The organism is Pseudomonas mangrovi (assembly GCF_003052585.1).
GTDB lineage: Bacteria > Pseudomonadota > Gammaproteobacteria > Pseudomonadales > Pseudomonadaceae > Aquipseudomonas > Aquipseudomonas mangrovi.
In genome coordinates this window covers 175,732-199,063 of the sequence record NZ_QASN01000017.1, presented here as the reverse complement: position 1 = coordinate 199,063, position 23,332 = coordinate 175,732, and the positions used below count along the sequence as shown (strand labels likewise).

The window sequence follows — 23,332 nt, the reverse complement described above, 5'->3', positions numbered from 1 at the left end:
GGGCTCGGCGTGCCGCACGGATCAGCCGAGAACTTATTCCAACTTACTGTTTATAAAGTGATTTTTTTTTGAATTCGGGGCTACCTCGAAGGGGGTAGCGGGGCAAATCATAGTCTTTTGCTCGGGTAAGCCGTCTTGACGCTGGTCAAGCGAAGCGGCGGTTGCGCTGCCTAGGGTGCGAGCCATGGACAACGGATCAGGAGTCCGCCATGGCTAGTCACAAACTGCAGCAAGGCCTGGTGCTCGGCATGAGCACCTTCGCATTCACCATGTGCTTCATGGTCTGGATGATGTTCGCCGTGCTCGGCGTACCGGTGAAGGAGTTGCTCGGCCTCAACGAGACCCAGTTCGGCCTGCTGGCCGCCACTCCGGTGCTGACCGGTTCGCTGATCCGCCTGCCGCTGGGCATGCTCACCGACAAGTTCGGCGGGCGCCTGGTGTTCTTCGTGCTGATGCTGGTCTGCGTATTGCCGATCTACCTGATCAGCGAAGCCACGGCCTACTGGCACTTCCTCGTGCTGGGCCTGTTCGTCGGCCTGGCCGGCGGCTCGTTCTCGGTCGGCATCGCCTATGTCGCCAAGTGGTTCGACAAGAGCAACCAGGGTTTCGCCATGGGCATCTTCGGCGCCGGCAACGCCGGTGCCGCGGTAACCAAGTTCGTCGCCCCGGCGATCATCGCTGCGGCCAGTTGGCAGATGGTGCCCAAGGTCTACTCGGCGATCATGTTCATCACCGCGTTGCTGTTCTGGTTCCTCACCAGCGAGAACCGGGCGCATCGGGTAGCCGCCAGCGTGACCTTCAGCGAGCAGCTCCAGGCGCTGAAGGACCCGGCGGTGTGGCGCTACTGCCAGTACTACTCGATCGTCTTCGGCGGCTACGTGGCGCTGTCGCTGTGGATGACCAAGTACTACGTGCAGGAGTACGGCTTCAACCTGCAGACCGCGGCGCTGCTGGCTGCGGCCTTCTCGCTGCCGGGCGGCGTGCTGCGCGCCATCGGTGGCTGGATGTCGGACAAGTGGGGCGCGCAGAGCGTGACCTGGTGGGTGATGTGGGTCAGCTGGGTGTGCCTGTTCCTGCTTTCCTATCCGCAGACCGACCTGACCATCCAGACCGTCGACGGGCCGAAGAGCTTCCAGATCGGCCTCAACGAATACGTCTTCACCGCGCTGATGTTCACCATCGGCATCGCCTGGGCCTTCGGCAAGGCCTCGGTGTTCAAGTACATCTCCGATGACTACCCGCAGAACATGGGCGTCATCTCCGGCATCGTCGGCCTGGCCGGCGGCCTCGGCGGCTTCGTCCTGCCGATCATGTTCGGCGCCCTGGTGGACCTCACCGGCGTGCGCTCCTCCTGTTTCATGCTGCTGTACGGCGTGGTCTGGGTCTCCCTGATCTGGATGTACTTCAGCGAAGTGCGCAAAACCCCGCTCATGGGCAGACAGGCCGCTTCCGGCCAGGCGTCTGCCGCATCCTCCGGAGAAAGATCATGACCGTGATATCGAAAGGTGCGGGCGGCTCGCCTGCGCGCAAGGGCCCGGTGATCCACGATTGGCACCCCGAGGACGCGCAGTTCTGGGCCACCGGCGGCCGCGCCATTGCCAACCGCAACCTGTGGATCTCGATCCCCGCACTGCTGCTGGCCTTCGCCGTGTGGATGGTCTGGAGCACGGTGATCGTGCGCCTGAACGCCATCGGCTTCGCCTTCAGCACCGACCAGCTGTTTTGGCTGGCGGCGCTGCCGGGGCTGTCCGGTGCCACCCTGCGGATCTTCTATTCGTTCATGGTGCCGGTGTTCGGTGGCCGCCGCTGGACCGCGATCAGCACCGCCTCGCTGCTGCTTCCGGCGCTGTGGATGGGTTTTGCCGTGCAGGACGCCAGCACGCCCTACAGCGTGTTCGTGATCATCGCCCTGCTCTGCGGCTTTGGCGGCGGCAACTTCGCCTCCTCGATGTCCAACATCAGCTTCTTCTATCCCAAGGCGCAGCAGGGCACCGCCCTGGGGCTGAACGCCGGCCTGGGTAACCTCGGCGTGTCGGTGATGCAGTTCAGCGTGCCGCTGGTGATCGGTCTGAGCCTGTTCGGCGCGGCCGGCGGCCAGCCACAGGAACTGGCCGGCGGTGGCCAACTGTGGCTGCAGAACGCCGGCTTCGTCTGGGTGCCGTTCATCGTCGTGGTGACCCTCGCGGCCTGGTTCGGCATGAATGACCTGTCCAGTGCGCGCGCCTCGTTCGCCGATCAGGCGGTGATCTTCAAGCGCAAGCACAACTGGCTGATGTGCTGGCTGTACCTGGCCACCTTCGGCTCCTTCATCGGCTTCGCCGCGGCCTTCCCGCTGCTGATCAAGACCGCCTTCCCCGAGGTCAACGCGCTCAGCTTCGCCTTCCTCGGCCCATTGGTCGGTGCGCTGATCCGCCCGGTCGGGGGCTGGATCAGCGACAAGCTCGGCGGTGCCCGCGTCACCCTGTGGAACTTCGTGCTGATGATCGCCGCGGTGTTCGGCGTGCTGCACTTCCTCCCGGCCGCAGGCGAGGCCGGCAACTTCTACGGCTTCCTGGCGATGTTCATGCTGCTGTTCGTCACCACCGGCATCGGCAACGGCTCCACCTTCCGCATGATCCCGGTGATCTTCCGCACCTTCCACGAGCGAGCCAGCGCCGGCCGCGGGGCCCAGGCGCAGGAGCAGGCGCTGCGTGCCGCCGGCAAGGAATCCGCCGCGGTGCTGGGCTTCAGCTCGGCCATCGGTGCCTTCGGGGCCTTCTTCATTCCCAAGTCCTTCGGCAGCTCCATCGCCCTCACCGGCGGCCCGGAGATGGCCCTGTACCTGTTCGTCGCCTACTACGCCAGCTGCATTGCGGTGACCTGGTGGTGGTACTCGCGCCAGGGTGCCGAGAGCCCCTGCTAGCACTGCCGCCAACCCATTAGAAAAGAGCGCCGGACCGCCATCCGGCGCTTGCCTGAGAGGAAAACCAAGATGAGCCATCTACTCGACCAGCTGCGCTTCTTCAACAGAAAGCAAGGCGAGTTCGCCGACGGTCACGGCGAGACCCGCAAGGAGTCCCGCGACTGGGAGAACGTCTACCGTTCGCGCTGGCAGTACGACAAGATCGTGCGCTCCACCCATGGGGTGAACTGCACCGGATCCTGCTCCTGGAAGATCTACGTGAAGAACGGTTTGATCACCTGGGAAACCCAGCAGACCGACTACCCGCGCACCCGCAACGACCTGCCCAACCACGAGCCGCGCGGCTGCCCGCGCGGCGCCAGCTACAGCTGGTACATCTACAGCGCCAACCGCCTCAAGTACCCCAAGGTACGCAAGCCGCTGCTCAAGCTGTGGCGTGATGCGCGCGCACGGATGAACCCGGTCGAGGCCTGGGCCAGCATCGTCGAGGATCCGGCCAAGGCCGAGTCCTACAAGAGCAAGCGCGGCATGGGCGGCTTCATCCGCTCCAGCTGGGACGAGGTCAACGAGATCATCGCCGCGGCCAACGTCTACACCGTCAAGCAGTACGGCCCGGACCGGGTGGTCGGCTTCTCGCCGATCCCGGCCATGTCGATGGTTTCCTACGCTGCCGGCAGCCGCTACCTGTCACTGATCGGCGGGGTCTGCCTGAGCTTCTACGACTGGTACTGCGACCTGCCGCCGGCTTCGCCGATGGTCTGGGGCGAGCAGACCGACGTGCCGGAATCGGCCGACTGGTACAACTCCAACTACATCATCGCCTGGGGCTCCAACGTCCCGCAGACCCGTACCCCGGATGCGCACTTCTTCACCGAGGTCCGCTACAAGGGCACCAAGACCGTCGCCATCACCCCGGACTACTCCGAGGTGGCCAAGCTCACCGACCTCTGGCTCAACCCCAAGCAGGGCACCGACGCGGCGCTGGCGCAGGCCTTCGCCCACGTCATCTTCAAGGAATTCCACCTCGAGCAGCCCAGCGAGTATTTCCGTGACTACGCCAAGCGCTACACCGACCTGCCGGTGCTGGTACGCCTCAACGAGAAGGACGGCAGCTACATCGCCGACCGCTTCCTGCGCGCCTCGGACCTCGCCGGCAACCTCGGCCAGGAGAACAACCCGGAGTGGAAGACCATCGCCCTGGACGGCACCACCGACCAGCTGGTCTCGCCGCAGGGCTCGATCGGCTATCGCTGGGGCGAGAAGGGCAAGTGGAACATCGAGGCCCGCGAAGGCCGCAACGGCGTCGACATCGATCTGCGCCTGTCGCTGATCGACGGCGGCGAAGTGGCCGAGGTGGCCTTCCCCTACTTCGGCGGCATTCTCCACGAGCACTTCACCCACGCCGAGGGTGACGACATCCAGCTGCGTCGCGTACCGGTGCGCAGCATCGCGCTGGCCGACGGCAGCGAGGTGAAGGTCGCCACCGTGTTCGACCTGATGGCCGCCAACCTCGGTATCGACCGTGGCCTGGGCGGCGGCAATGTCGCCAACAGCTACGACGACGCCAGCGTCCCCGGTACCCCGGCCTGGCAGGAAGTCATCACCGGCGTGGCGCGCGAGAAGGCGATCCAGATCGCCCGCGAATTCGCCGACAACGCCGACAAGACCCATGGCCGTTCCATGATCATCGTCGGTGCGGCGATGAACCACTGGTACCACATGGACATGAACTACCGTGGCCTGATCAACATGCTGATGTTGTGCGGCTGCGTCGGTCAGACCGGTGGCGGCTGGGCGCACTACGTCGGCCAGGAGAAGCTGCGGCCGCAGTGCGGCTGGCTGCCGCTGGCCTTCGGCCTGGACTGGCACCGTCCGCCACGCCAGATGAACGGCACCAGCTTCTTCTACAACCACAGCTCGCAGTGGCGCCACGAGAAGATGAGCATCCACGAAGTGCTCTCGCCGCTGGCCGACAAGTCGCAGTTCCCCGAGCACATGCTCGACTACAACATCCGCGCCGAGCGCGCCGGCTGGCTGCCGAGCGCACCGCAGCTGAACCGCAACCCGCTGCAGATCTGCCGCGACGCCGAAGCCGCCGGGATGTCGCCGGTCGACTACGTCACCCAGTCCCTGCAGGACGGCTCGCTGCGCTTTGCCTGCGAGCAGCCGGACAGCCCGGTGAACTTCCCGCGCAACATGTTCATCTGGCGTTCCAACCTGCTGGGCAGCTCGGGCAAGGGCCACGAGTACATGCTCAAGTACCTGCTGGGTACCCGTAACGGCGTGATGAACGAAGACCTCGGCAAGCGCGACGGCTTCAAGCCGGGCGAGGCCGAGTGGGTCGACGAGGGCGCCATCGGCAAGCTCGATCTGGTCACCACCCTGGACTTCCGCATGTCCAGTACCTGCGTGTATTCCGACATCGTCCTGCCGACCGCGACCTGGTACGAGAAGGACGACATGAACACCTCGGACATGCACCCCTTCATCCACCCGCTGTCGGCCGCCATCGACCCGGCCTGGGAAGCGCGTTCCGACTGGGAGATCTACAAGGGCATCGCCAAGGCTTTCTCGCAGATGAGTGAAGGCCACCTGGGTGTGGAGAAGGATCTGGTCACGGTGCCGCTGCTGCATGACAGCCCCGGCGAGCTGGCCCAGCCGTTCGGCGGTACCGACTGGAAGAGCGCCGGCGTCGCCCCGCAGCCGGGCAAGAACTGCCCGACCCTGTCGGTGGTCGAGCGCGACTACCCGAGCACCTACAAGAAGTTCACCTCGCTCGGTCCGCTGCTGGACAAGCTCGGCAACGGCGGCAAGGGCATCAACTGGAACACCCAGGATGAAGTCGATTTCCTCGGCGAGCTGAACTACACCGTGCGCGAGGAGGGCGTCAGCCAGGGCCGGCCGAAGATCGAGTCGGCCATCGATGCCGCCGAGGTGATCCTCTCGCTGGCCCCGGAAACCAACGGCCACGTCGCGGTGAAGGCCTGGGCGGCGCTGTCGGAGTTCACCGGCCTGGACCACAGCCACCTGGCACTGCCCAAGGAGCACGAGGCGATCCGCTTCCGTGACATCCAGGCGCAGCCGCGCAAGATCATCTCCAGCCCGACCTGGTCGGGCCTGGAAGACGAGCACGTGTCGTACAACGCCGGCTACACCAACGTCCACGAGTGCATCCCGTGGCGGACCATTACCGGTCGCCAGCAGTTCTTCCAGGACCACCCGTGGATGCAGGCCTTCGGCGAGCAGCTGATGAGCTACCGGCCGCCGATCAACACCCGCACCATCGACTACGTGAAAGGCAAGAAGAGCAACGGCAACCCCGAGATCGTCCTCAACTGGATCACCCCGCACCAGAAGTGGGGCATCCACAGCACCTACTCGGACAACCTGATCATGCTCACCCTGAGCCGCGGCGGGCCCATCGTCTGGATGTCGGAAATCGACGCCAAGCGGGCCGGCATCGAGGACAACGACTGGGTCGAGTGCTTCAACGCCAACGGCGCCCTGACCGCCCGCGCGGTGGTCAGCCAGCGGGTGATGGAAGGGATGATCATGATGTACCACGCCCAGGAACGCATCGTGAACGTGCCGGGCAGCGAAACCACCAAGACCCGCGGCGGCCACCACAACTCGGTGACCCGCGTGGTGCTCAAGCCCACCCACATGATCGGTGGCTACGCCCAGCAGGCCTACGGCTTCAACTACTACGGCACCGTCGGCTGTAACCGCGACGAGTTCGTCGTGGTGCGCAAGATGGACAAGGTCGACTGGCTCGATGGCACCGATGTCGGTGGCCTCGGCGGTGACGCCCTGCCGCAACCCCTGCCGCAAGATCTCTGAGGAGCATTGCCATGAAAATTCGTTCGCAAGTGGGCATGGTCCTCAACCTGGACAAGTGCATCGGTTGCCATACCTGCTCGATTACCTGCAAGAACGTCTGGACCAGCCGCGAAGGCATGGAATACGCCTGGTTCAACAACGTCGAGACCAAGCCCGGCATCGGCTATCCCAAGGAGTGGGAGAACCAGGACAAGTGGAAGGGCGGCTGGGTGCGCAACAAGGACGGCTCGATCAACCCGCGCATCGGCGGCAAGTTCCGGGTGTTGGCGAACATCTTCGCCAACCCGGACCTGCCGACCATCGACGACTACTACGAGCCGTTCGACTTCGACTACCAGAACCTGCACACCGCGCCGCTCGGCCAGCACCAGCCGGTGGCCCGGCCGCGCTCGCTGATCTCCGGCAAGCGCATGCAGAAGATCGAGTGGGGTCCGAACTGGGAAGAGATCCTCGGTACCGAGTTCGCCAAGCGGCGCAAGGACAAGAACTTCGACGCCGTGCAGGCCGACATCTACGGCGAGTACGAGAACACCTTCATGATGTACCTGCCGCGGCTGTGCGAGCATTGCCTCAATCCGGCGTGCGCGGCCTCCTGCCCGAGCGGTGCGATCTACAAGCGCGAGGAGGATGGCATCGTCCTGATCGACCAGGAGAAGTGCCGCGGCTGGCGCATGTGCATCAGCGGCTGTCCGTACAAGAAGATCTATTACAACTGGAAGAGCGGCAAATCCGAGAAGTGCATCTTCTGCTACCCGCGCATCGAGGCCGGCATGCCGACCGTCTGTGCCGAGACCTGCGTCGGGCGCATCCGCTACCTCGGCGTGCTGCTGTATGACGCCGACCGTATCCACGAGGTCGCCACCACCCCGGACGAGAAGGACCTCTACCAGAAGCAACTGGAGCTGTTCCTCGACCCGCACGATCCGGCGGTCATCAAGCAGGCGCTGAAGGACGGCGTGCCCATGTCGGTGATCGAGGCCGCGCAGAAGTCGCCGGTGTACAAGATGGCGGTGGACTGGCAGCTGGCGCTGCCGCTGCACCCGGAATACCGCACCCTGCCGATGGTCTGGTACGTGCCGCCGCTGTCGCCGATCCAGAACGCCGCGGCTGCCGGCAAGATCGGCATGGACGGCGTGCTGCCCGACGTCGACAGCTTGCGCATCCCCATGCGCTACCTGGCCAACCTGCTCACCGCCGGCGACGAGAAGCCGGTGCGCCATGCGCTCAAGCGCCTGCTGGCCATGCGTGCCTACAAGCGTGCCGAGCAGGTCGAGGGCAAGCAGGACCTGGCCGTGCTCGAGGAGGTCGGCCTGTCGGTTGCCCAGGTCGAGGACATGTACCGCTACCTGGCCATCGCCAACTACGAAGACCGCTACGTGATCCCCTCGGCGCACCGCGAAGAGGCCATGAGCGATGCCTTCGGCGAGCGTTCCGGTTGTGGCTTCAGTTTCGGCAGCGGCTGCGGTGGTTCTTCCGACGCCAACCTGTTCGGCGCGAAGAAGGCCAACCGCCGCGACATCATCCAGACCGTACAGATCTGGGAGGACTGAACATGCAGATTCTCAAGGTGATATCCCTGCTGCTCGACTACCCGAGCGCGGAGCTGCGCGAGGCCCACGCCGAGCTGGCCGCGGCCATCGCCGCCTCCCGCGAGATCAGCCCGCAGCAGCGCGGCGGCCTGCAGGCGCTGCTCGACGAGCTCTGCGCAGGCGAGCTGATGGACGCCCAGGAGCGCTACAGCGAGCTGTTCGACAAGGGTCGCTCGCTGTCGCTGCTGCTGTTCGAGCACGTCCACGGCGAGTCGCGTGACCGCGGCCAGGCGATGGTCGATCTGATGGCCCAGTACGAGGACGCCGGTTTTGCCATCGGCGTGCGCGAGCTGCCCGACTACATACCTCTGTACCTGGAGTACCTCGCCAGCCGCGAGGACCTCGAGGCGCGCGAAGGCCTGGCCGACGTGGCGCATCTGCTGGCGTTGCTGGCCGCGCGCCTGCAGGAGCGCGAGGCCCCGCAGGCGGCCTGCTTCGTCGCCCTGCTGCAGATCGCCGGGCAGCCGCTGGAGCAGATCGATGCGCTGCGCGCACAGGTCGCCGGCGAGCAGCGTGACGACTCGCTGGAGGCACTGGACAAGGTCTGGGAGGAGGAGCAGGTGAACTTCCTCCAGGCCGAGCAGCAGGACCGTTGTCCGTCGCTGCCCGGCGGCCCGGGCAAGGCCCGCGAGGAAAGCGCGGTACCGCTGCACTGGACCGATTTCAAGCATGCGGGAACGGCCGAGGCGCCGTTCCGGGAGGTGGGTAATGTCTAAGCTGAACTTCTTCCTGTTCGGGGTCTACCCGTACATCGCCCTGGCCATCTGCCTGATCGGCGCCTGGGCGCGCTTCGACCTGGCCCAGTACACGTGGAAGACCGGCTCCAGCCAGATGCTCTCGAACAAGGGCATGCGCCTGGCCAGCAACCTGTTCCACGTCGGCATCCTGTTCGTCCTCGCCGGCCACTTCGTCGGCCTGCTGACCCCGCACGCGGTCTACCACCACGTCATCAGCACCGAGAACAAGCAGCTGCTGGCGATGGTCTCCGGCGGCTTCTTCGGCCTGCTCTGCCTGATCGGGCTGCTGATGCTGATCCATCGCCGGCTGACCAATGCGCGCGTGCGCGCCAGCTCCAGCACCTCCGACATCCTGCTGCTGTTCGTGCTGCTGGCGCAGTTGCTGCTGGGGCTGGGCACCATCTTCGCCTCCACGGCGCACATGGACGGCTCGGTGATGGTGATGCTGGGCCACTGGGCGCAGCAGATCGTCACCCTGCAGCCGCAGGCCGCGGCCGAGTCGATCGCCCCGGTCGGCTTCATCTACAAGGCCCACGTGGCACTGGGCGTGACCCTGTTCGTGCTGTTCCCGTTCACCCGCCTGGTGCACGTGGTCAGCGCCCCGGTCTGGTACCTGGGCCGGCGCTACCAGATCGTCCGGCAGAAGGGCTGAGCCGGCTTGATCGCCGACAAGGGCAGGGCGTGGCGGCTGGGGTGCAATGACCCGGTCGCCGTGGCTGCCGGCAGCCTGGGTCGAAGACCCGGCGAACGGCCTTGCGCATTCCGCGCCGGCCAACCCGGCCCCTGACGGGGCGCGAACACGCAAAGCGGTGCCAAGGCGCCGCGAGGAGTACCCAGATGGCCTGTGGATGCGGTGGTAGCAATGGCGGCCATGGCGGCTGTGGTGGTGGCGAGCCGGCAGCGGCCAGCCTGGCCCAGGACGATGTGGCGGTGGTTGCCGCGGCGCTGGCCGAGGAAGTGCGCAGCGAACCGCTGCTGATTGCCAGCAGCGAGCAGGAATGGCCGCGGGTCAGGGTCAACGGCGTGGAAATTCCCGCCGAGGAGATCGGCCAGGAGCTGCAGTATCATCCGGCCGAAAGTCGCGAACAGGCGGTGTTCCTCGCTGCCCGTGCCCTGGTGATCCGCGAGCTGCTGCGCCAGCGCGTGGCCGAACTGCGCCTGCCGCTGCAGGTGCAGCCGGGCGAGAGCGAAGAGGAAGCCTCGATCCGCGTGCTGATCGAACACGAGGTCGACATGCCCGAGGCCGACGAGGAGGCCTGCCAGCGCTTCTACCAGCAGAATCGCGCACGCTTCGTCAGTGCGCCGCTGGTGGCGGCCAGGCACATCCTGCTGGAGTGTGCGCCGGATGACCTCGACGCCCGCCACAGCCAGCGCGAGCTGGCCGAACAGCTGCTCGCGCAGCTCGGCAGCGAGCCGTCGCGCTTCGCCGAGCTGGCGGCGCAGCACTCGGCCTGCCCGTCGAAGACCCAGGGCGGTGCCCTGGGTCAGATCAGCAAGGGGCAGACGGTGCCGGAGTTCGAGCGCCAGCTGCTGCGTCTGCCCGAAGGTCTGGCGGAAAAGCCCCTGGAGAGTCGCTATGGCTATCATCTGGTCTGGATCGACCAGCATATCGACGGCCGCGAGCTACCCTTCGAGTTCGTCCGCGACGACATTCGCGGCATGCTGCAGCAGGGTGTCTGGCAGAAGGGCGTGGCGCAGTACCTGCAGACGCTGATCGGTGCCGGCGTCATCGAGGGCATTCATCTGCAGGGTGCGGATTCGCCCCTGCTGCAATGAACCGCTGGATGACGGCCGCGTTGCCTGCCCCATAAGCAATGCGTATCAAAGTTGGGTCGAGGCCGGCATCGGAGTAGCCTGGCGGCGGCCAGGCAGAAACCGACAGAAGGTCGGTGGCGCAGAGCTTGGGCACGCGCAGCGAAGCCCGACAGCCGCCTGCCGCCCCCACGGCCAGCCTGGAAAGAACACGAGCACCACCGCACTACCCGTACCCTGGGCCGAAGACCACGCAGTATCGGCTCGGCTCGCCACCTGGAGGACCCATGAGCGACGTACTGCTCGACGGCTGCGGCCGCAGAATCGACTACCTCCGGCTGTCGGTCACCGACCGCTGCGACTTTCGCTGCGTCTACTGCATGGCCGAGAACATGACCTTCCTGCCGCGCGCCCAGGTACTCGGTCTGGAAGAGCTGTATCGCGTGGCGTCGATCTTCGTCGCCCAGGGTGCGAGGAAGATCCGCCTGACCGGCGGCGAGCCGCTGGTGCGCAAGGGCATCGTCGGGCTGTGCGAGAAGATCGCCGCGCTGCCGGGGCTGCGCGAACTGGTGATGACCACCAACGGTTCGCAACTGAACAAGCTGGCCGCACCGCTGGCGCGTGCCGGCGTGCGCCGTCTCAACATCAGCCTCGACAGTCTCGATCCGGCCCGTTTCCGCGCCATCACCCGCACCGGCCACCTGCATCAGGTGCTCGCCGGTATCGAGGCTGCGCGTGAGGCCGGCTTCGAGCGCATCAAGCTCAATGTCGTGGTGATGAAGGGCCGCAACGCCGACGAGGTCCCCGATCTGGTCGACTTCGCCATCGCCCGCGGCCTGGACATCAGCTTCATCGAGGAAATGCCGCTGGGCGAGGTCGGCCGCGAGCGTGGTGAGAGCTTCTGCTCCAGCGACGAGGTGCGCGCGCTGATCGCCGAGCGCCATGCGCTGATCGACAGCGCCGAACACAGCGGCGGCCCGGCGCGTTACGTGCGCCTGAAGGATCATCCGCAGACCCGCATCGGCTTCATCTCGCCGCACAGCCACAACTTCTGCGCCACCTGCAACCGCGTACGCCTGACGGTGGAAGGCCGCCTGCTGCTGTGTCTGGGCCACGAGAACTCCCTCGACCTGCGCGCTCTGCTGCGCCGCCACCCGACCAGCGACGCCCCGATCCTCGACGCCATCCACAATGCCCTGCAGCGCAAGCCGGCACGCCACGAGTTCTCCAGCAGCGGCGAGGTCCAGGTGCTGCGCTTCATGAACGCCAGCGGCGGCTGATCCACTCACTTCCCGGGCGTGCCTTCGGGTACGTTTCTTCGGCGTCGGCGGCTGGACGAGCTCTTCCGATGCTGCCGCCAGCCTAAGGGGTCAGCAGCATCTGTTCTGTGGTGCTGGCAATCTGCTCCGCCAGTTCCGGACTTTCCAGCGCGCGCGCCAGAGTTACTGCTCCGGCCAGGGTGGCCAGCGCGGCCAGCGCGGCGCTCTGGCTCCGGGGTGCGCCGGGGGACACGGGGCCTGCGGTGATGATCGCGGCGACTTCTTGCAAGTCGGCTTCGAAAGCCTCCCGCGTCGTTACATCGGCGCGCGCCACCTCAGGGGCGAGGCTTTGCAACGCGCAGCTCTCTTCCAGGCAGCAACAACGTTTGCTACCAAGATAGAAGCGCACGAACTCTGCCCACCAGCGCGGGCCGTGCTCGGCCTGGAACTGACTCACCCCTGCCTTGAGCTCTGCCATGCCAGCGGCCATCGCCTCTCGAAATGCCTCGGCCTTGGAGCCGAAGTGACTGTAGAACGCGCCGGAAGTAACGCCGGCTTCTTTTGCCAGGCCATCCACGCCTGCACCGCCGAAGCCACCCTTGCGAAAGCCGCGGCCGGCGGAGGCGAGAATGCGTTGGCGGGTCTGTTGCTTCTGCTCGGATCGTGACATCGCATGTCCCCACACTGTCGTTCGAACAAATACTACTTGATTGGATAACGATCGCTATGCCAATTTAAATAACGATCGTTATCTTAGCGGTCGTGCGGGAGCTGTTGCCTCGGCGCCAGCGCCAGCCCTGTGCACCCAACTGGAAGGAAAACTCCGATGCAGACCAAAGCGTTCGTCTACACCGAGCTGCAAAACTCCGTGCTCTTTGCTGATGTGCCCTGGGAGGCCTTGAACCGGACGTTGCTGCGACAACCCGGCCTTATCGACAAAACCTGGCTGTCCGGGACAGGAAGCCAGTCACTGGGCGGTTTTTACGCATTCGACAGCCTGGTCAATGCGCAACGCTTCGTTACTGGCTACTTTCCCAGCGAAGCGCGCGGTTTCAACCTCGCCCAGAGCAGCCGCATCTTCGACGCGGAAGTGGTGGCACAGGCAAGCAGAGACATGAACTCGGTGCATTTCGGTGGTCAGCTCGACATGCCACCCGGTGCCTTCGTCTACACCGAAGTGCAGCTGCATCTGCCTTTCGATCAGGTGCCCTGGCGAGAGATGAATCCGCTCCTCAAGCAGCAACCGGGCATCCTCGGCAAGACCTGGCTGAGTGGCATCAATACCCATACGCCGGGCGGGTTCTACGCCTTCGACACGGTGGAAAACGCAACGGCATTCGCGGTCGATTACTTTCCTACGGAGGCGGCCAATCTGAATGCTGCCTTCACCGCACGCGTTTTCGACGCGGGGCCGGTGGAACAAGCCAGCCGGCAGCTGCGCTCGCCGTTCTTCGCCTAGGTTCTCGTTGCGGCGGCTGATCCGGCCTGTCGCTGAGCCGCCAGCGGGTGGCTTCTTGTCCGATGGTTCCCCTGCTTCAGCGGGGGGGCCATCAACCTGCAGGGCCGCACACCCGATGCGCCGATGACCGGCAACTCGGGTAACGAGCCCGCACTTTCAACACCTCTGCCCGCTCGGGCATCCGTGAACAGCCCCGCCTGCTGCGATGGGCGCAATGGACGCTGGCGTCGCCGCATCGCGCTGGGCACAATCGCTGGCTCGAACAGCGCCACCAGGGACGGCCCATGCGCAGCAGATCGATTTGCCTGATTCTCCTTGTCTGTCTGGGAGCGTCCGCCCAAGCCGGTACGATCCACCGCTGGGTCGATGAAAACGGCCGGGTACACTTTGGCCAGACGCCGCCAGCAACTGCCGGCCTCGATGTGCAGACCACCGCGCCGCGTCAGCGACCGACCGTCGATCCGGTGTGTTGTACAGACGTCGGCCGGCTTGGCGGTGAAGTCGCCAATGCCTTCACCCGTGGCTACAAGCTGGTGGACGTACATCAGATGTTCCCGCCCAGCCGCCACCCGCAGATCGTCGAGATCGCCAACTTCGTTTCCGACAAATCGCGCCTCGGCTACCCGCCGCAGCGGATTGCCGGCATGACCGAAACGGCCTGCCTGAACGGCTCCCTGCTGGCCTGTCGTGGCGAGGCGGGGATCGACAGCGGTGCCCCCAACGGTCCGGCGACGGGCAAGGCGTCCTACGGCACCGGCTTTCATGTCAACGCGCGGCTGATAGTGACCAACAACCACGTGGTGGTTGGCTGCAGCCGGATCAGCATCGGTGAAGACGACATCCCGGTCGAGCTGCTGGCTCGCGACACCGGCCGCGACCTTGCCCTGCTGCGGGCCAGTCAGCCGGGTGCCGGGGTCGTCTCGCTACGGGGCGACGACCAGCTCGAACTGGGCGAGTCGCTGCTGGTGGCCGGCTATCCACTGCGGCACATTCTTGGCTCGCTGAACATCACTACCGGTAATGTCAGCGCGCTCAGCGGGGCGGCCGGCAATCAGGGCCTGTTTCAGATCAGCGCACCTATCCAGCCCGGCAGCAGCGGTGGACCGGTGCTGGATCGCTACGGTCAGCTGATCGGTGTGGTGGTCAGCAAGCTCAACGACAACTACGGTCTCGCCGCCAGTGGCTCGGTACCGCAGAACGTCAATTTCGCCATCCAGTTGCGCGAGCTGAAAGCCTTTCTTGGCCAACAGGGGGTCGATTACCAGCAAAGCAGGTTGAGCGATATCAGCGAGCACGCCGCCACCTCACGCGCGGCACAGGACTACACCGTGGCGATTCGCTGCCAGGGTTGACCGCCGCGGGGCGTTGTTCCCGTGCGGAGCATCGGAACGATCAAGGATCTAGCAGCCAGCTGCAGCGACAAGGAGGCGAGATGCACCCGGAGATGAAAGGCGCACTCGGAGCATTTCTCTACGCCGGCACCTATGTGCTGGCGCCCTTTCTGTTCATCGGCGGTGCCCTGATCGGAGCCGCCGGTGGTTACCTGATCTGTTTCTCGACGCTGCTGGCCATGAGCGCCGGCCACGTACTGGCCACGCAGAGCAGCGCACCCGTGACTCTCGTCGAGGGCGTTCTGGAGACGCTGTTCTGGTGCATGACCAGCACCGGCACCGTTCTGCTGGTTTTCTTCGCCGTAGTCCGGTCCTGGCTCGCGCTGGGGATCGCTGGCGCGGCGGCGGGGTTGGCCGTCTGGCTGTGGTTCGCAAGCTCTGCCCGAACCAGAGCGAGGATCCGGACGCTGACGTTCGTACGGTTCTAGAGTGACAGCAGCGAGGGCGTTCGCTGGCTTGCCGGGCCGTTGCTGCCAGCCAGGAATCAATTACTTGGAACAGAAGCTCGGAGTGCAGATGAGCGAAGAAGGTCTGGTCAAGGTGTGCGTGGAACTGCCCAATCACTGGGCAATCAACTCGGAGACTTTCTGGGCTTCGCCGTTGGGTGTCGATCTATACCGTCTGGAAAACGTCCCATTCTTTGCCTATGGCCTGAGCTATCTCGACATTGTCCGCGCCACGCGCGGAGCTGATGGGATTCTGCAGATTCAGGAAGTCGTTGAGCCCAGCGGACATCGAACTTATCGGGTCCGATTCGAAATTACCGAGCGTGAGCGGCAGGAAGATCTGCTGATGTTGTTGCGTCCCTTCGGAGCCTCCTTGGAGCGGGCTGACAGCCGCATTGTCGCTGTCGACCTTCCCCCGACAAGCGACCATCTTGGGGTATTCGATCAACTGGATGAGCTTGAGGCGGCAGGCTATCTGATCTTCGAAACCTGTCAGCCGCGCGTTGATGGCAGCTTCGATGATGCTCCAGACGAAGAAGAATCGCGGCCGCCAACTTCTGCTGATGGAGCAGGTGAATGATCACCCCTCTCGAGTTGGCACTACTGCTGGCTTGGCTGGTCGCTGTGCCATTGCTGAGCGTTTGGAGCGGATGGTTCGTTCTAGGCTTCCGTTGGCCTGCTTTGCGAGGTTTCTTCCGCGTCTGGAGGCTGTTGATGCATGCGGCTGTTTCAGCGGTCTTGGCGCTTTTGAGTGTCATCAAAGGGCCTGACCGCTGGGGCTCGCTGCTGGGGTTCCAGGACTGGCCATTTCCCTGGGCACCCTTTGCGATCCTGGCAGTGCTCGTGGCATTGGTACCCGTGTATTTCTTGCCCTATCTGGTCCGAGTCTGGCGCTCAAGAATGGGTTGAAAAGCCGTTCTCCGGGCATGGGGCAACCCGCTTGCCGCGCTTTCCCTTTGCTAAACACAAGGATGTTGCTGATGAAAAAGATGTTGCCGTTGCTGGCGCTGCTGTTGTGCGGTCCGGCCCTGGCTTTGTCGGACGGTGAGGTGGAGGCCCATTACCAGTCCTGCGTGGCACGGATGGACGCCGCGCCTGCCGAGGCGATCAGCTGTTTCGAGTCGCTCCACCAGCTCGACCAGCCATCGGTCAACAGCCTCTACTACCTGGGCAAGCTGTACCTGCGCACCCAGCAGCCTGGCCCGGCGGTGGTGGCGTTCGAACAGGCGCTGGCGCTGGACCCGACTGACCGCTGGGCGTTGCAGGCATTGCTGGATGCGCTGGATGCCGATGGTCAGCAGGAGCGCTCTCTGAAAGCTGCGCAGCGAGCGCAGCAGGCGTTTGCGGAGCATGCGGGCTTTGCCGCCTATCTGGTGCAGCGCTACCAGGGTCTGGACCAGCTGCAACAGGCGCACTCGATGCGTGAGCATCTGCTGGCACTGGTGGCCGCCGGCAAGACCGATGGGTTGGTCAGCGAGAACCTCTACCTGCGCCAGCGTGTGGCGGTCGGCGAGGTGGACGTGCATGGCCTGGAGTACTTCAAGCCGGCCGCCGGCAAGCCGCGCTACGTATTCATTGCGCAGTTCCCGGATGGCTCGGAACGTCGTTACCAGACCACCTACCGAGCGGGAATGGAGGACGCCGTGCGCAAGGCTCATGGCGCCGATGCACTGCCGTACTTCTTCGATGCTTTCGACAAGCGCCGCCAGTATCTGGTGAGTTTTCTGGCCCGTGAGCCGGTGTTCGAAGAGCTGCGTGACCTTGTGCTCAGTGATCTGCGTGGCGGCAAGGTTGGCGCTGGTTTTTCCTACTAGTGGACGGTGATCAGGGAATGATGGCGCTCGCACTGTTGGCCGGGCTCTGGCTCCCGCTCATCTGCAGCTATGGATACGGACGCTGGCGCAGGTTGGCGAGCCCGCTGAGCTTTGCTCTGTTTGCAGGTACTGCCAGCGTCGGGCTGCATCTGTTGCTGACGACCTCGACATTTCTTCTGGCCGAGGCTTTTCTGAATCCCGGAATGCTTCAGCTGTGTCTCCAGCCGCATGGGGCCTGCTTGGTATACGAAGCCCTGCATGAGTGGGCCGCGCTGGTGCTGTGGGTGCTGTTCGCCCTTGCTGGCCCGGTCGTGGTCGCGCGATACGTCTGGCGCAAGTAGGGCGCCTTAGTGGCGCATGAAGCCGCTTGAGCGTTTGCCTGCCGTTGAAGGAGTTCGAAATGTTCAAGCCGGTTCTGTTTCTGCTCGCCGCTGCGGGCGGCACTCTGGTAGCGATCTGGTTGGGCGTGATTGTGTTCTTCATCGCGAACATGCTGATCGGTTCCTTTTGCCGGGATGCCTGGTATTGCGCGCTGCAGCAGCCACTGTCGATGTTGGCGATTTTCCTCTGCATGTGTTCACCGCTCCTGGGGGCCGGCCTGGCAGGCGTGCTGATGGTGGCGAGTTCGCGCCCACCAAAGGCGCCGGCGCGACCGCATGACCCCGACCACCGCGACAGCTGAGCCACTGTTTCCGCTGCTTCCCCCCTTGAAGCCTGGGGACGATCAGGGCTTTGAGCGCGGCTTCTGCCCGGAAGGACCCGGTCGACGGCGGTCAGTCCCCGATCAAACCCTGCGGAGCCGTGGCCGTCCAAGTGCAGTCGATGAGGCGGAGATGGCTAGATGAATGAGTCCTTGCAGATGCTCTGGCGCCGTCTGGACGACGTCGGCCACGACGCCTGCCGGCTTTGGCTGAGCAAGGGGCGTGTGCGGCTGGAGGGCATGGCGGTGTTCATCGCTGACGGACAGGTCTGCCAGTTGCGCTATCGAGTCGACGCAGACGCCGCTTTTTGCGCACGACGAGCGAGCGTCGATGGCTGGCTGGGCGCGAAAGCGATCAAGCTGCGGGTGCATGTCGAGGATGGCTGCTGGACGCTGAACGGCGGCGCTCAACCGGCGCTGGATGGCTGCCTGGATCTGGACCTTGGTTTCACTCCCGCGACCAATCTGCTGCCGTTGCGCCGGCTGGCCCTGGCTGTGGGCGAGACGGCGCCAGCGCCGGCGGCCTATCTGGCTTTTCCCGCGCTGCGCCTGGAGTTGCTGCCACAACAGTATCGACGGGTCGCGCAGCGCGAATACGACTATGCGGCGCCGAGCGTCGGCTACCAGGGCATCCTGAAGGTCTCCGGGCAGGGCGTGGTGATCGACTATCCGGGTCTGTTCCGACTGGAGTCATGCGTTGGTCCGGTCGGACGCTGACCTTTCTGGGCGGCACGACGACTGTCCACTGCAGGGAACGCCAGCCCCGCTATGCTCTTTCCGAGCGCGTGCCGATAGGCAAATGCAATTTGCCGCTCCCTGCCCGAATAATGGCTAATCGCCATCTTGAAATTCGCTCTTCCGGAGAGCTGCATGGCGGATGAAGCCAGAGCCGATCGCATCAGGGTCGATATCGCCCAGTTGGCCATCGGCATGTATGTCGTCGAGTTGGACAGGCCGTGGACCGAAACCCCGTTTCTGTTCCAGGGCTTTCGCATCCGCATGCAGGAGGAGATCCGACTGCTCGGCGAGGTCTGCAGTTATGTCTGGGTGGATGCGCGCCGCTCGCTCGGTGTGCGCGAGCAACTGGCAGAGAACAGCGCGCGGGCCGAGCAGCTACAGCCACTGATCGCCAAGGTCGACTTCAATCGTGAGGCGGAGCAGGCCTCACCCGTCTGGCATGCCGCCCGGGACGAATCACTACGCATCCTGCAGGCGGTCAGGCTGGGTCAGGAGCTGGATGTCGGTGCGGTCAAGCGGGTGATCAAGGAGTGCGTCGAGAGCATCCTGCGCAACCCGGCAGCGATGCTCTGGCTGGCGCGGATCAAGAACAGCGACGACTACACCGCCGAGCACTCTCTGCGGGTGTCGATCCTGTCGATTGCGTTGGGGCGGGAGCTGGGGTTGCCCAGTTACCAACTCGAGCAGATCGGCGTCTGCGGCATGCTGCACGACGTCGGCAAGATCAAGGTGCCCAACGAGATCCTGAACAAGCCCGGCGCCCTGACGGCAGACGAGTTGCGGGTGATGCAGAGCCACGCCAGCGAAGGCCGCAAGCTGCTGATGAGCAACCAGCAGGTGACCGCCGCCACGGTGGACGTTGCCTACTCGCACCATGAGCGTCTGGACGGACGTGGCTATCCGCGGGGACTGGATGCCGGGCGAATACCTTACTTCGCCAAGCTGATCGCGGTAGCCGACGCCTACGACGCGATCAACAGCGACCGCATCTACAGCAAGGGTCGCTCCAGCCTGGAATCGCTGCGCATCCTGCTGGACTCGGTCAACAGCCACTTCGACGAGGACATCGTCGGCCACTTCATCCGCATGGTCGGCATCTATCCGCCCGGCGAGATCGCCGAGCTGAACAGCGGCGAGGTCGGCATCATCATCGGCTGCTCGCCGCAGAGCAAACTCAAGCCTCGCCTGCTCTGCGTGCTGGATGCGCAGAAGCAGCCCTGCAAGGAGTTCATCCTCGACCTGGCAGCGCTGCCACGCGACGCCGCCGGGCGTGCCTATCGCGTCCGCGAGGTGCATGGCAGCGGGGCCTTTGGTGTCGATATCGAGGCATACCGGCGCAAGGGACTGGTGATTCCGGCGCACCTGTAGCGCTGGTTGAAGATGGCCGGCCGGGTAGCGCTGCGGCCCTTCGTGGGTCCTCGCAGAGCTTTCTGACGACTACGCTGGCGCGCCCATGACCTCCGACTATGCTGCGTGACGCGCTTGCGTTCAGCCTCCGGCCGGGCTCGTCGCAGGCCCGCTGATCATGAACCTGCAAGCAAGGAAGACTGCCATGCCCCACCCCTTCGCCCTGAAAAACACGCATAGCGCCCCGGAACTGGCGATCGCCTTCGATCAGGGGTTCGATCCCGGCAACCCGCTCCTTCATATTCATGGCGCCTTGCTGGCGCTGTGCAATCCAGGGTTCGACAAGCCTCGCACGCGCGCCGCGATTCAAAAGCCGGTCCTCGATCTTTCCCTTCTGCAAGCCCGCTTCAGCAACATCGAACTGTTCTTTCGCAATGCCCTGGCCGAGGGGGCCATCAGCTTCCGACCGGATACGCCCATCCACGGCAATGACGAAGGACGCTATGAGGGTGGAAGCCAGCGTGACCGCATCGATCAGCGCGCCCGGCACTTCGAATTTGGCGCGGTCGGCGGTGGTATGCGGGTGGTCTTCGACGCCGATCTGGAAGAGATCTATATCAGTGCTCACTACAGCTACCCGGCGCGCCTGACTGCAGCGCCGGGCTCTGCGCAGGAGGATTGGCTGCTCACGACCAAAGCGCGTTTCTGTCGTGAATGCTGGGTGATGGCTGATCACTCGGCCGGCGTGACCCGGCAGCAGAGCGATGAGGCCGGGCGCTTGCGCGAGCTAAGCAGCGAGGCGAAGCAGAAGGGCCTGGGGCAGACGGCGGTCGATGGTGAGCGGCGGGCGAACCAGCTGGCCGACTCGTTGCACCTGCGGGCGGTGCGCAACCGGGCCTTCAATGCCTGGCTGTACGATCCGAAGTCGAACATGACGCCCGAATTGCGCAAGCAGATCTATGGACTTGGCAGCTGAGGCTCTCCGCGCCTGAGGGACTCCGGCATTCTGCCGGCGCTCCCAGGCAGGTTCGAGCCCGCGCGCTCTGCCGCCGGTTCTGCTTTAATCGCCTGCCTGATCTCCAGCAAGAGAACTCTCATGCGTTCATCTCTTTCAGGCGCTGCCCTTGTGCTGCTCGCACTGGTCGGCTGCGACCAGGCCGCAACCCCTCCCGCGGCCACGCCGAGCACCTCGCCGGCGGTCGTGCAGACGCAATCGCTCGACCTCGGCTCCTACACCAAGAACCAGACGGTGCTCGAACTCCAGCACTATCTGGTCCTGCCCAGCGACGATCCGCTGAAGTTGCGCGTGCTGTTCACCCCCGATGCTCTGTCCGATACCGAGCGCCAGCAGGTGCTGGAAAATCGCTCGTTCCCCGGCATGGCTCTGTTCCAGAAGGCCTCGCCTGAACCGGCGCGCTGGCAGTGGTATCCCTATGTGCTGGTCGAGGCGCACCTGGACAGGCCCGAAGTGAGCACCGAGAACGTCACCAGCTTCTACGTGATGGCCTACGGCATCGAGGAGCAGAATTTCACCGACAACATCAGTGCGCCGTCGCAGCCCGGCAACGGCTTCGAGCAGCTGGAGTATCGCGACGGTTTGTTGCGGATGCGCTTTGCCGGCAAGGCGGATTTCTCCGACAGCCGCGCGCACTGGGATATCCGGGTGAGCGAATAGCGCATTCCCCCGCACGTCCGTCCAACAACAAGAGCGCTCCTTGCGCCAGCACCGGAAGACTTTCATGCATCAGTTCTACGCCGCTCCGCATTCGCTCTACAGCGCCAAGGCGCGCTGCTACCTGCGCAAGCAGGGCATTGCCTATCGCGAGGTGATGCCGACCGACGCGCGTTTCGAGCAGCACATCGTGCCGCGCATCGGCCGCGGCATCATTCCGGTGCTGGAGACGGTCGACGGTCAGATCATCCAGGACACCGTCGACATCATCGATCACTTCGAGGCCCGGGGCGTGCGCTACCCGGCCTACCCGAGCGGGCCGCGTCAGCGCGTGCTGGCACTGCTGATCGAGTACTACGCCAGCCTGCCGATGCTGCGTCCGGCGATGCACTACCGCTGGAGCTTCTTCGCCCAGCAGGAGCGTTTCATCCGCGATGCCTTCGTCGCCGGTTCCGGCGCCCAGGCGGCGGAAAAGATCATGGGGCGGATGGCTTCCTACCTGCCGGCGCTGGGTGTCAGCGAGGCGACCATTCCGCTGATCGAAGCATCCCACGAGCGTCTGCTGGACATCCTCGAAGCGCACTTCGCCGAGCATCCCTACCTGTTCGGTGGACGGCCGTCGATCGGCGACTACGGCCTGATCGGCCCGCTGTTCGCTCACCTGGGTCGTGATCCGGTGCCCGAGCAGATCATGAAGCAGCGCGCGCCCAAGGTATTCCGCTGGGTCGAGCGGATGAACGCCGGTGATCTGGACAGTCCGGAGTTCCCCGCCGCGGGCGACGACTTCCTCGCCGACGACGCCATCCCTGCCACGCTTGAGCCGTTGCTGCGGCTCATTGCCGAGGAGGTCTTCCCCGAGCTGGACGACTGCCTGGCCTTCCTCGATCAGTGGGTCGAGCGCGAGCAGCCGCAGGATGGCGATCCGGTTGCGCGTGAAGCGCACCAGCGGCGTCTCGGCGGGGTGCAGACCCGTTTTCGCGGTGCGCCGGTGCAGGCTGGCGTGCAGCCCTACATGATCTATCTGCTGCGCCGCGTCGACCATTTCATCGCGGGACTGGATGCGCCGGGCCGCCAGGCCGTCGAGGACTACCTGCAGGCTTTCGGACTGGCGCGTCTGCGCGTGGGGTCGCGCGGCTACAGTGTCGGCCGGCGCAACAACATCGAGGTCTGGGAGATCAGCGGGCGTTAGACCGCGACCGTCGTGCCCGACGCCGATGGGCATCGCGCAGGCTCGAATGCCCCCGGCAACGACAACGGGACTCAGGGAGGAACCATGCGCAATCTGCTGATCATCCTGCTGGGGCTGGCGGTGTGCGGGCGCTACATGGATCTCGCTGCGCCCAGCCGGCTGCAGTCCGTGCTGCTGCCGCTGCTGTTCTGGCTTTTGGTGCTCGCCCTGGTGCTCTGGCTAGGTCGGCGACTGCGTGGTGGCGACGGTTCCGGTGGAAGCAGCTCCGATCATTTTGATGGCGACTGCGGAGACGGCGGCGGCTCGGACTGAATCCGCAGGGAAAAGGGTGGATGGCTTCGTCCATCCACCCTACGAAGGTCCGGCGCCGTAGGGTGGACAACGGCGCAGCCTTGTCCATCAAAGCGAGTTGCCAGAGTCAGCCGCGGTGCGACAGTCGTGCGCGGACAGAGACTTTTTCTCGTACTTGCGAGAGCTTCCAGCACGACGCGCTGTCC

At 64.8% G+C, this 23,332-nt stretch carries 23 protein-coding genes; 22 read left to right on the top strand and 1 reads right to left on the bottom strand.

The features are described 5' to 3' along the window. Positions 1-209 precede the first annotated feature (209 nt). The 8 genes from DBO85_RS09880 to moaA all read left to right on the top strand — a co-directional run bounded on the left by DBO85_RS09880 (position 210) and on the right by moaA (position 12,100). Entirely contained in the window at positions 210-1,490 is a 1,281-nt protein-coding gene (locus DBO85_RS09880) for an MFS transporter (RefSeq protein WP_108107095.1), read from the top strand. Continuing rightward, the gene (locus DBO85_RS09875) at positions 1,487-2,902 is read left to right on the top strand and encodes a NarK family nitrate/nitrite MFS transporter (protein ID WP_108107094.1); all 1,416 of its coding nucleotides are present in this window, start codon (positions 1,487-1,489) and stop codon (positions 2,900-2,902) included. The genes DBO85_RS09880 and DBO85_RS09875 overlap by 4 nt, the downstream gene beginning before the upstream one ends. 69 nt (positions 2,903-2,971) lie before the next feature. Next, a complete protein-coding gene (locus tag DBO85_RS09870) occupies positions 2,972-6,742 on the top strand; it encodes a nitrate reductase subunit alpha (protein ID WP_108107093.1) in 3,771 nt (1,256 codons plus the stop codon). 11 nt (positions 6,743-6,753) lie between these two features. Beyond that, positions 6,754-8,292 carry a nitrate reductase subunit beta gene (gene narH, locus DBO85_RS09865; RefSeq protein WP_108107092.1) on the top strand — a complete coding sequence of 513 codons (1,539 nt, stop codon included), beginning with the start codon at positions 6,754-6,756 and terminating at the stop codon, positions 8,290-8,292. A 2-nt stretch (positions 8,293-8,294) separates the two neighbouring features. Then, positions 8,295-9,047 (top strand): nitrate reductase molybdenum cofactor assembly chaperone, encoded by a 753-nt coding sequence (gene narJ / locus DBO85_RS09860; protein ID WP_108107091.1) that lies wholly within the window; start codon positions 8,295-8,297, stop codon positions 9,045-9,047. Next, positions 9,040-9,720, top strand: a complete 681-nt coding sequence (narI, locus tag DBO85_RS09855; RefSeq protein WP_108107090.1) for a respiratory nitrate reductase subunit gamma — start codon at positions 9,040-9,042, stop codon at positions 9,718-9,720. Before narJ ends, narI begins: the two co-directional genes overlap by 8 nt. 185 nt (positions 9,721-9,905) lie before the next feature. Beyond that, positions 9,906-10,844: a peptidylprolyl isomerase gene (locus DBO85_RS09850; RefSeq protein ID WP_108107089.1), complete on the top strand. Its 939-nt coding sequence runs from the start codon at positions 9,906-9,908 to the stop codon at positions 10,842-10,844. 263 nt (positions 10,845-11,107) lie between these two features. Next, complete coding sequence (moaA, locus tag DBO85_RS09845; RefSeq protein WP_108107088.1) at positions 11,108-12,100, top strand: GTP 3',8-cyclase MoaA; 993 nt, start codon at positions 11,108-11,110, stop codon at positions 12,098-12,100. 82 nt (positions 12,101-12,182) lie between these two features. Here the strand turns inward: moaA and DBO85_RS09840 are convergent, their stop codons facing one another. Beyond that, positions 12,183-12,749, bottom strand: coding sequence for a TetR/AcrR family transcriptional regulator (locus tag DBO85_RS09840; RefSeq protein WP_108107087.1), 567 nt, complete (start codon positions 12,747-12,749; stop codon positions 12,183-12,185). A gap of 156 nt (positions 12,750-12,905) precedes the next feature. Here DBO85_RS09840 and DBO85_RS09835 point away from each other — a divergent pair, with 156 nt between their 5' ends. The 14 genes from DBO85_RS09835 (at position 12,906) to DBO85_RS09770 (ending at position 23,147) form a co-directional block, all read left to right on the top strand. Beyond that, entirely contained in the window at positions 12,906-13,538 is a 633-nt protein-coding gene (locus tag DBO85_RS09835) for a hypothetical protein (RefSeq protein ID WP_108107086.1), read from the top strand. A gap of 284 nt (positions 13,539-13,822) precedes the next feature. Further along, on the top strand, positions 13,823-14,890 hold the full coding sequence (locus DBO85_RS09830) for a trypsin-like peptidase domain-containing protein (protein ID WP_108107085.1): 1,068 nt from the start codon (positions 13,823-13,825) through the stop codon (positions 14,888-14,890). A gap of 80 nt (positions 14,891-14,970) precedes the next feature. Next, the gene (locus tag DBO85_RS09825; RefSeq protein ID WP_108107084.1) at positions 14,971-15,357 is read left to right on the top strand and encodes a hypothetical protein; all 387 of its coding nucleotides are present in this window, start codon (positions 14,971-14,973) and stop codon (positions 15,355-15,357) included. 64 nt (positions 15,358-15,421) lie between these two features. Next, positions 15,422-15,955: a DUF4265 domain-containing protein gene (locus DBO85_RS09820; protein ID WP_199286995.1), complete on the top strand. Its 534-nt coding sequence runs from the start codon at positions 15,422-15,424 to the stop codon at positions 15,953-15,955. Continuing rightward, a complete protein-coding gene (locus DBO85_RS09815; protein ID WP_108107083.1) occupies positions 15,952-16,284 on the top strand; it encodes a hypothetical protein in 333 nt (110 codons plus the stop codon). The genes DBO85_RS09820 and DBO85_RS09815 overlap by 4 nt, the downstream gene beginning before the upstream one ends. 71 nt (positions 16,285-16,355) lie before the next feature. Next, a complete protein-coding gene (locus tag DBO85_RS09810) occupies positions 16,356-17,189 on the top strand; it encodes a tetratricopeptide repeat protein (protein ID WP_158268889.1) in 834 nt (277 codons plus the stop codon). Positions 17,190-17,206: 17 nt separating this feature from the next. After that, positions 17,207-17,530, top strand: a complete 324-nt coding sequence (locus DBO85_RS09805; protein WP_146168200.1) for a hypothetical protein — start codon at positions 17,207-17,209, stop codon at positions 17,528-17,530. 59 nt (positions 17,531-17,589) lie between these two features. Further along, positions 17,590-17,871 carry a hypothetical protein gene (locus tag DBO85_RS09800; RefSeq protein WP_108107080.1) on the top strand — a complete coding sequence of 94 codons (282 nt, stop codon included), beginning with the start codon at positions 17,590-17,592 and terminating at the stop codon, positions 17,869-17,871. A gap of 159 nt (positions 17,872-18,030) precedes the next feature. Beyond that, a complete protein-coding gene (locus tag DBO85_RS09795) occupies positions 18,031-18,606 on the top strand; it encodes a putative glycolipid-binding domain-containing protein (protein WP_108107079.1) in 576 nt (191 codons plus the stop codon). A gap of 153 nt (positions 18,607-18,759) precedes the next feature. Further along, on the top strand, positions 18,760-19,995 hold the full coding sequence (locus DBO85_RS09790) for an HD-GYP domain-containing protein (protein ID WP_108107078.1): 1,236 nt from the start codon (positions 18,760-18,762) through the stop codon (positions 19,993-19,995). 184 nt (positions 19,996-20,179) lie between these two features. Next, positions 20,180-20,950 carry a hypothetical protein gene (locus tag DBO85_RS09785; RefSeq protein ID WP_108107077.1) on the top strand — a complete coding sequence of 257 codons (771 nt, stop codon included), beginning with the start codon at positions 20,180-20,182 and terminating at the stop codon, positions 20,948-20,950. Between the two features lie 120 nt (positions 20,951-21,070). Continuing rightward, positions 21,071-21,649, top strand: a complete 579-nt coding sequence (locus DBO85_RS09780; protein WP_146168199.1) for a hypothetical protein — start codon at positions 21,071-21,073, stop codon at positions 21,647-21,649. A gap of 64 nt (positions 21,650-21,713) precedes the next feature. Next, a complete protein-coding gene (locus DBO85_RS09775) occupies positions 21,714-22,835 on the top strand; it encodes a glutathione S-transferase family protein (RefSeq protein WP_108107075.1) in 1,122 nt (373 codons plus the stop codon). Positions 22,836-22,919: 84 nt separating this feature from the next. After that, positions 22,920-23,147 (top strand): hypothetical protein, encoded by a 228-nt coding sequence (locus DBO85_RS09770; protein ID WP_108107074.1) that lies wholly within the window; start codon positions 22,920-22,922, stop codon positions 23,145-23,147. Positions 23,148-23,332: the final 185 nt, after the last annotated feature.

Bases quoted from the DNA above. Each gene is read 5' to 3' on its own strand.
- DBO85_RS09880 (WP_108107095.1), top strand. From the start codon at position 210: ATGGCTAGTCACAAACTGCAGCAAGGCCTGGTGCTCGGCATGAGCACC.
- DBO85_RS09875 (WP_108107094.1), top strand. From the start codon at position 1,487: ATGACCGTGATATCGAAAGGTGCGGGCGGCTCGCCTGCGCGCAAGGGC.
- DBO85_RS09870 (WP_108107093.1), top strand. From the start codon at position 2,972: ATGAGCCATCTACTCGACCAGCTGCGCTTCTTCAACAGAAAGCAAGGC.
- narH (WP_108107092.1), top strand. From the start codon at position 6,754: ATGAAAATTCGTTCGCAAGTGGGCATGGTCCTCAACCTGGACAAGTGC.
- narJ (WP_108107091.1), top strand. From the start codon at position 8,295: ATGCAGATTCTCAAGGTGATATCCCTGCTGCTCGACTACCCGAGCGCG.
- narI (WP_108107090.1), top strand. From the start codon at position 9,040: ATGTCTAAGCTGAACTTCTTCCTGTTCGGGGTCTACCCGTACATCGCC.
- DBO85_RS09850 (WP_108107089.1), top strand. From the start codon at position 9,906: ATGGCCTGTGGATGCGGTGGTAGCAATGGCGGCCATGGCGGCTGTGGT.
- moaA (WP_108107088.1), top strand. From the start codon at position 11,108: ATGAGCGACGTACTGCTCGACGGCTGCGGCCGCAGAATCGACTACCTC.
- DBO85_RS09840 (WP_108107087.1), bottom strand. From the start codon at position 12,749: ATGTCACGATCCGAGCAGAAGCAACAGACCCGCCAACGCATTCTCGCC.
- DBO85_RS09835 (WP_108107086.1), top strand. From the start codon at position 12,906: ATGCAGACCAAAGCGTTCGTCTACACCGAGCTGCAAAACTCCGTGCTC.
- DBO85_RS09830 (WP_108107085.1), top strand. From the start codon at position 13,823: ATGCGCAGCAGATCGATTTGCCTGATTCTCCTTGTCTGTCTGGGAGCG.
- DBO85_RS09825 (WP_108107084.1), top strand. From the start codon at position 14,971: ATGCACCCGGAGATGAAAGGCGCACTCGGAGCATTTCTCTACGCCGGC.
- DBO85_RS09815 (WP_108107083.1), top strand. From the start codon at position 15,952: ATGATCACCCCTCTCGAGTTGGCACTACTGCTGGCTTGGCTGGTCGCT.
- DBO85_RS09810 (WP_158268889.1), top strand. From the start codon at position 16,356: ATGAAAAAGATGTTGCCGTTGCTGGCGCTGCTGTTGTGCGGTCCGGCC.
- DBO85_RS09805 (WP_146168200.1), top strand. From the start codon at position 17,207: ATGATGGCGCTCGCACTGTTGGCCGGGCTCTGGCTCCCGCTCATCTGC.
- DBO85_RS09800 (WP_108107080.1), top strand. From the start codon at position 17,590: ATGTTCAAGCCGGTTCTGTTTCTGCTCGCCGCTGCGGGCGGCACTCTG.
- DBO85_RS09795 (WP_108107079.1), top strand. From the start codon at position 18,031: ATGAATGAGTCCTTGCAGATGCTCTGGCGCCGTCTGGACGACGTCGGC.
- DBO85_RS09790 (WP_108107078.1), top strand. From the start codon at position 18,760: ATGGCGGATGAAGCCAGAGCCGATCGCATCAGGGTCGATATCGCCCAG.
- DBO85_RS09785 (WP_108107077.1), top strand. From the start codon at position 20,180: ATGCCCCACCCCTTCGCCCTGAAAAACACGCATAGCGCCCCGGAACTG.
- DBO85_RS09780 (WP_146168199.1), top strand. From the start codon at position 21,071: ATGCGTTCATCTCTTTCAGGCGCTGCCCTTGTGCTGCTCGCACTGGTC.
- DBO85_RS09775 (WP_108107075.1), top strand. From the start codon at position 21,714: ATGCATCAGTTCTACGCCGCTCCGCATTCGCTCTACAGCGCCAAGGCG.
- DBO85_RS09770 (WP_108107074.1), top strand. From the start codon at position 22,920: ATGCGCAATCTGCTGATCATCCTGCTGGGGCTGGCGGTGTGCGGGCGC.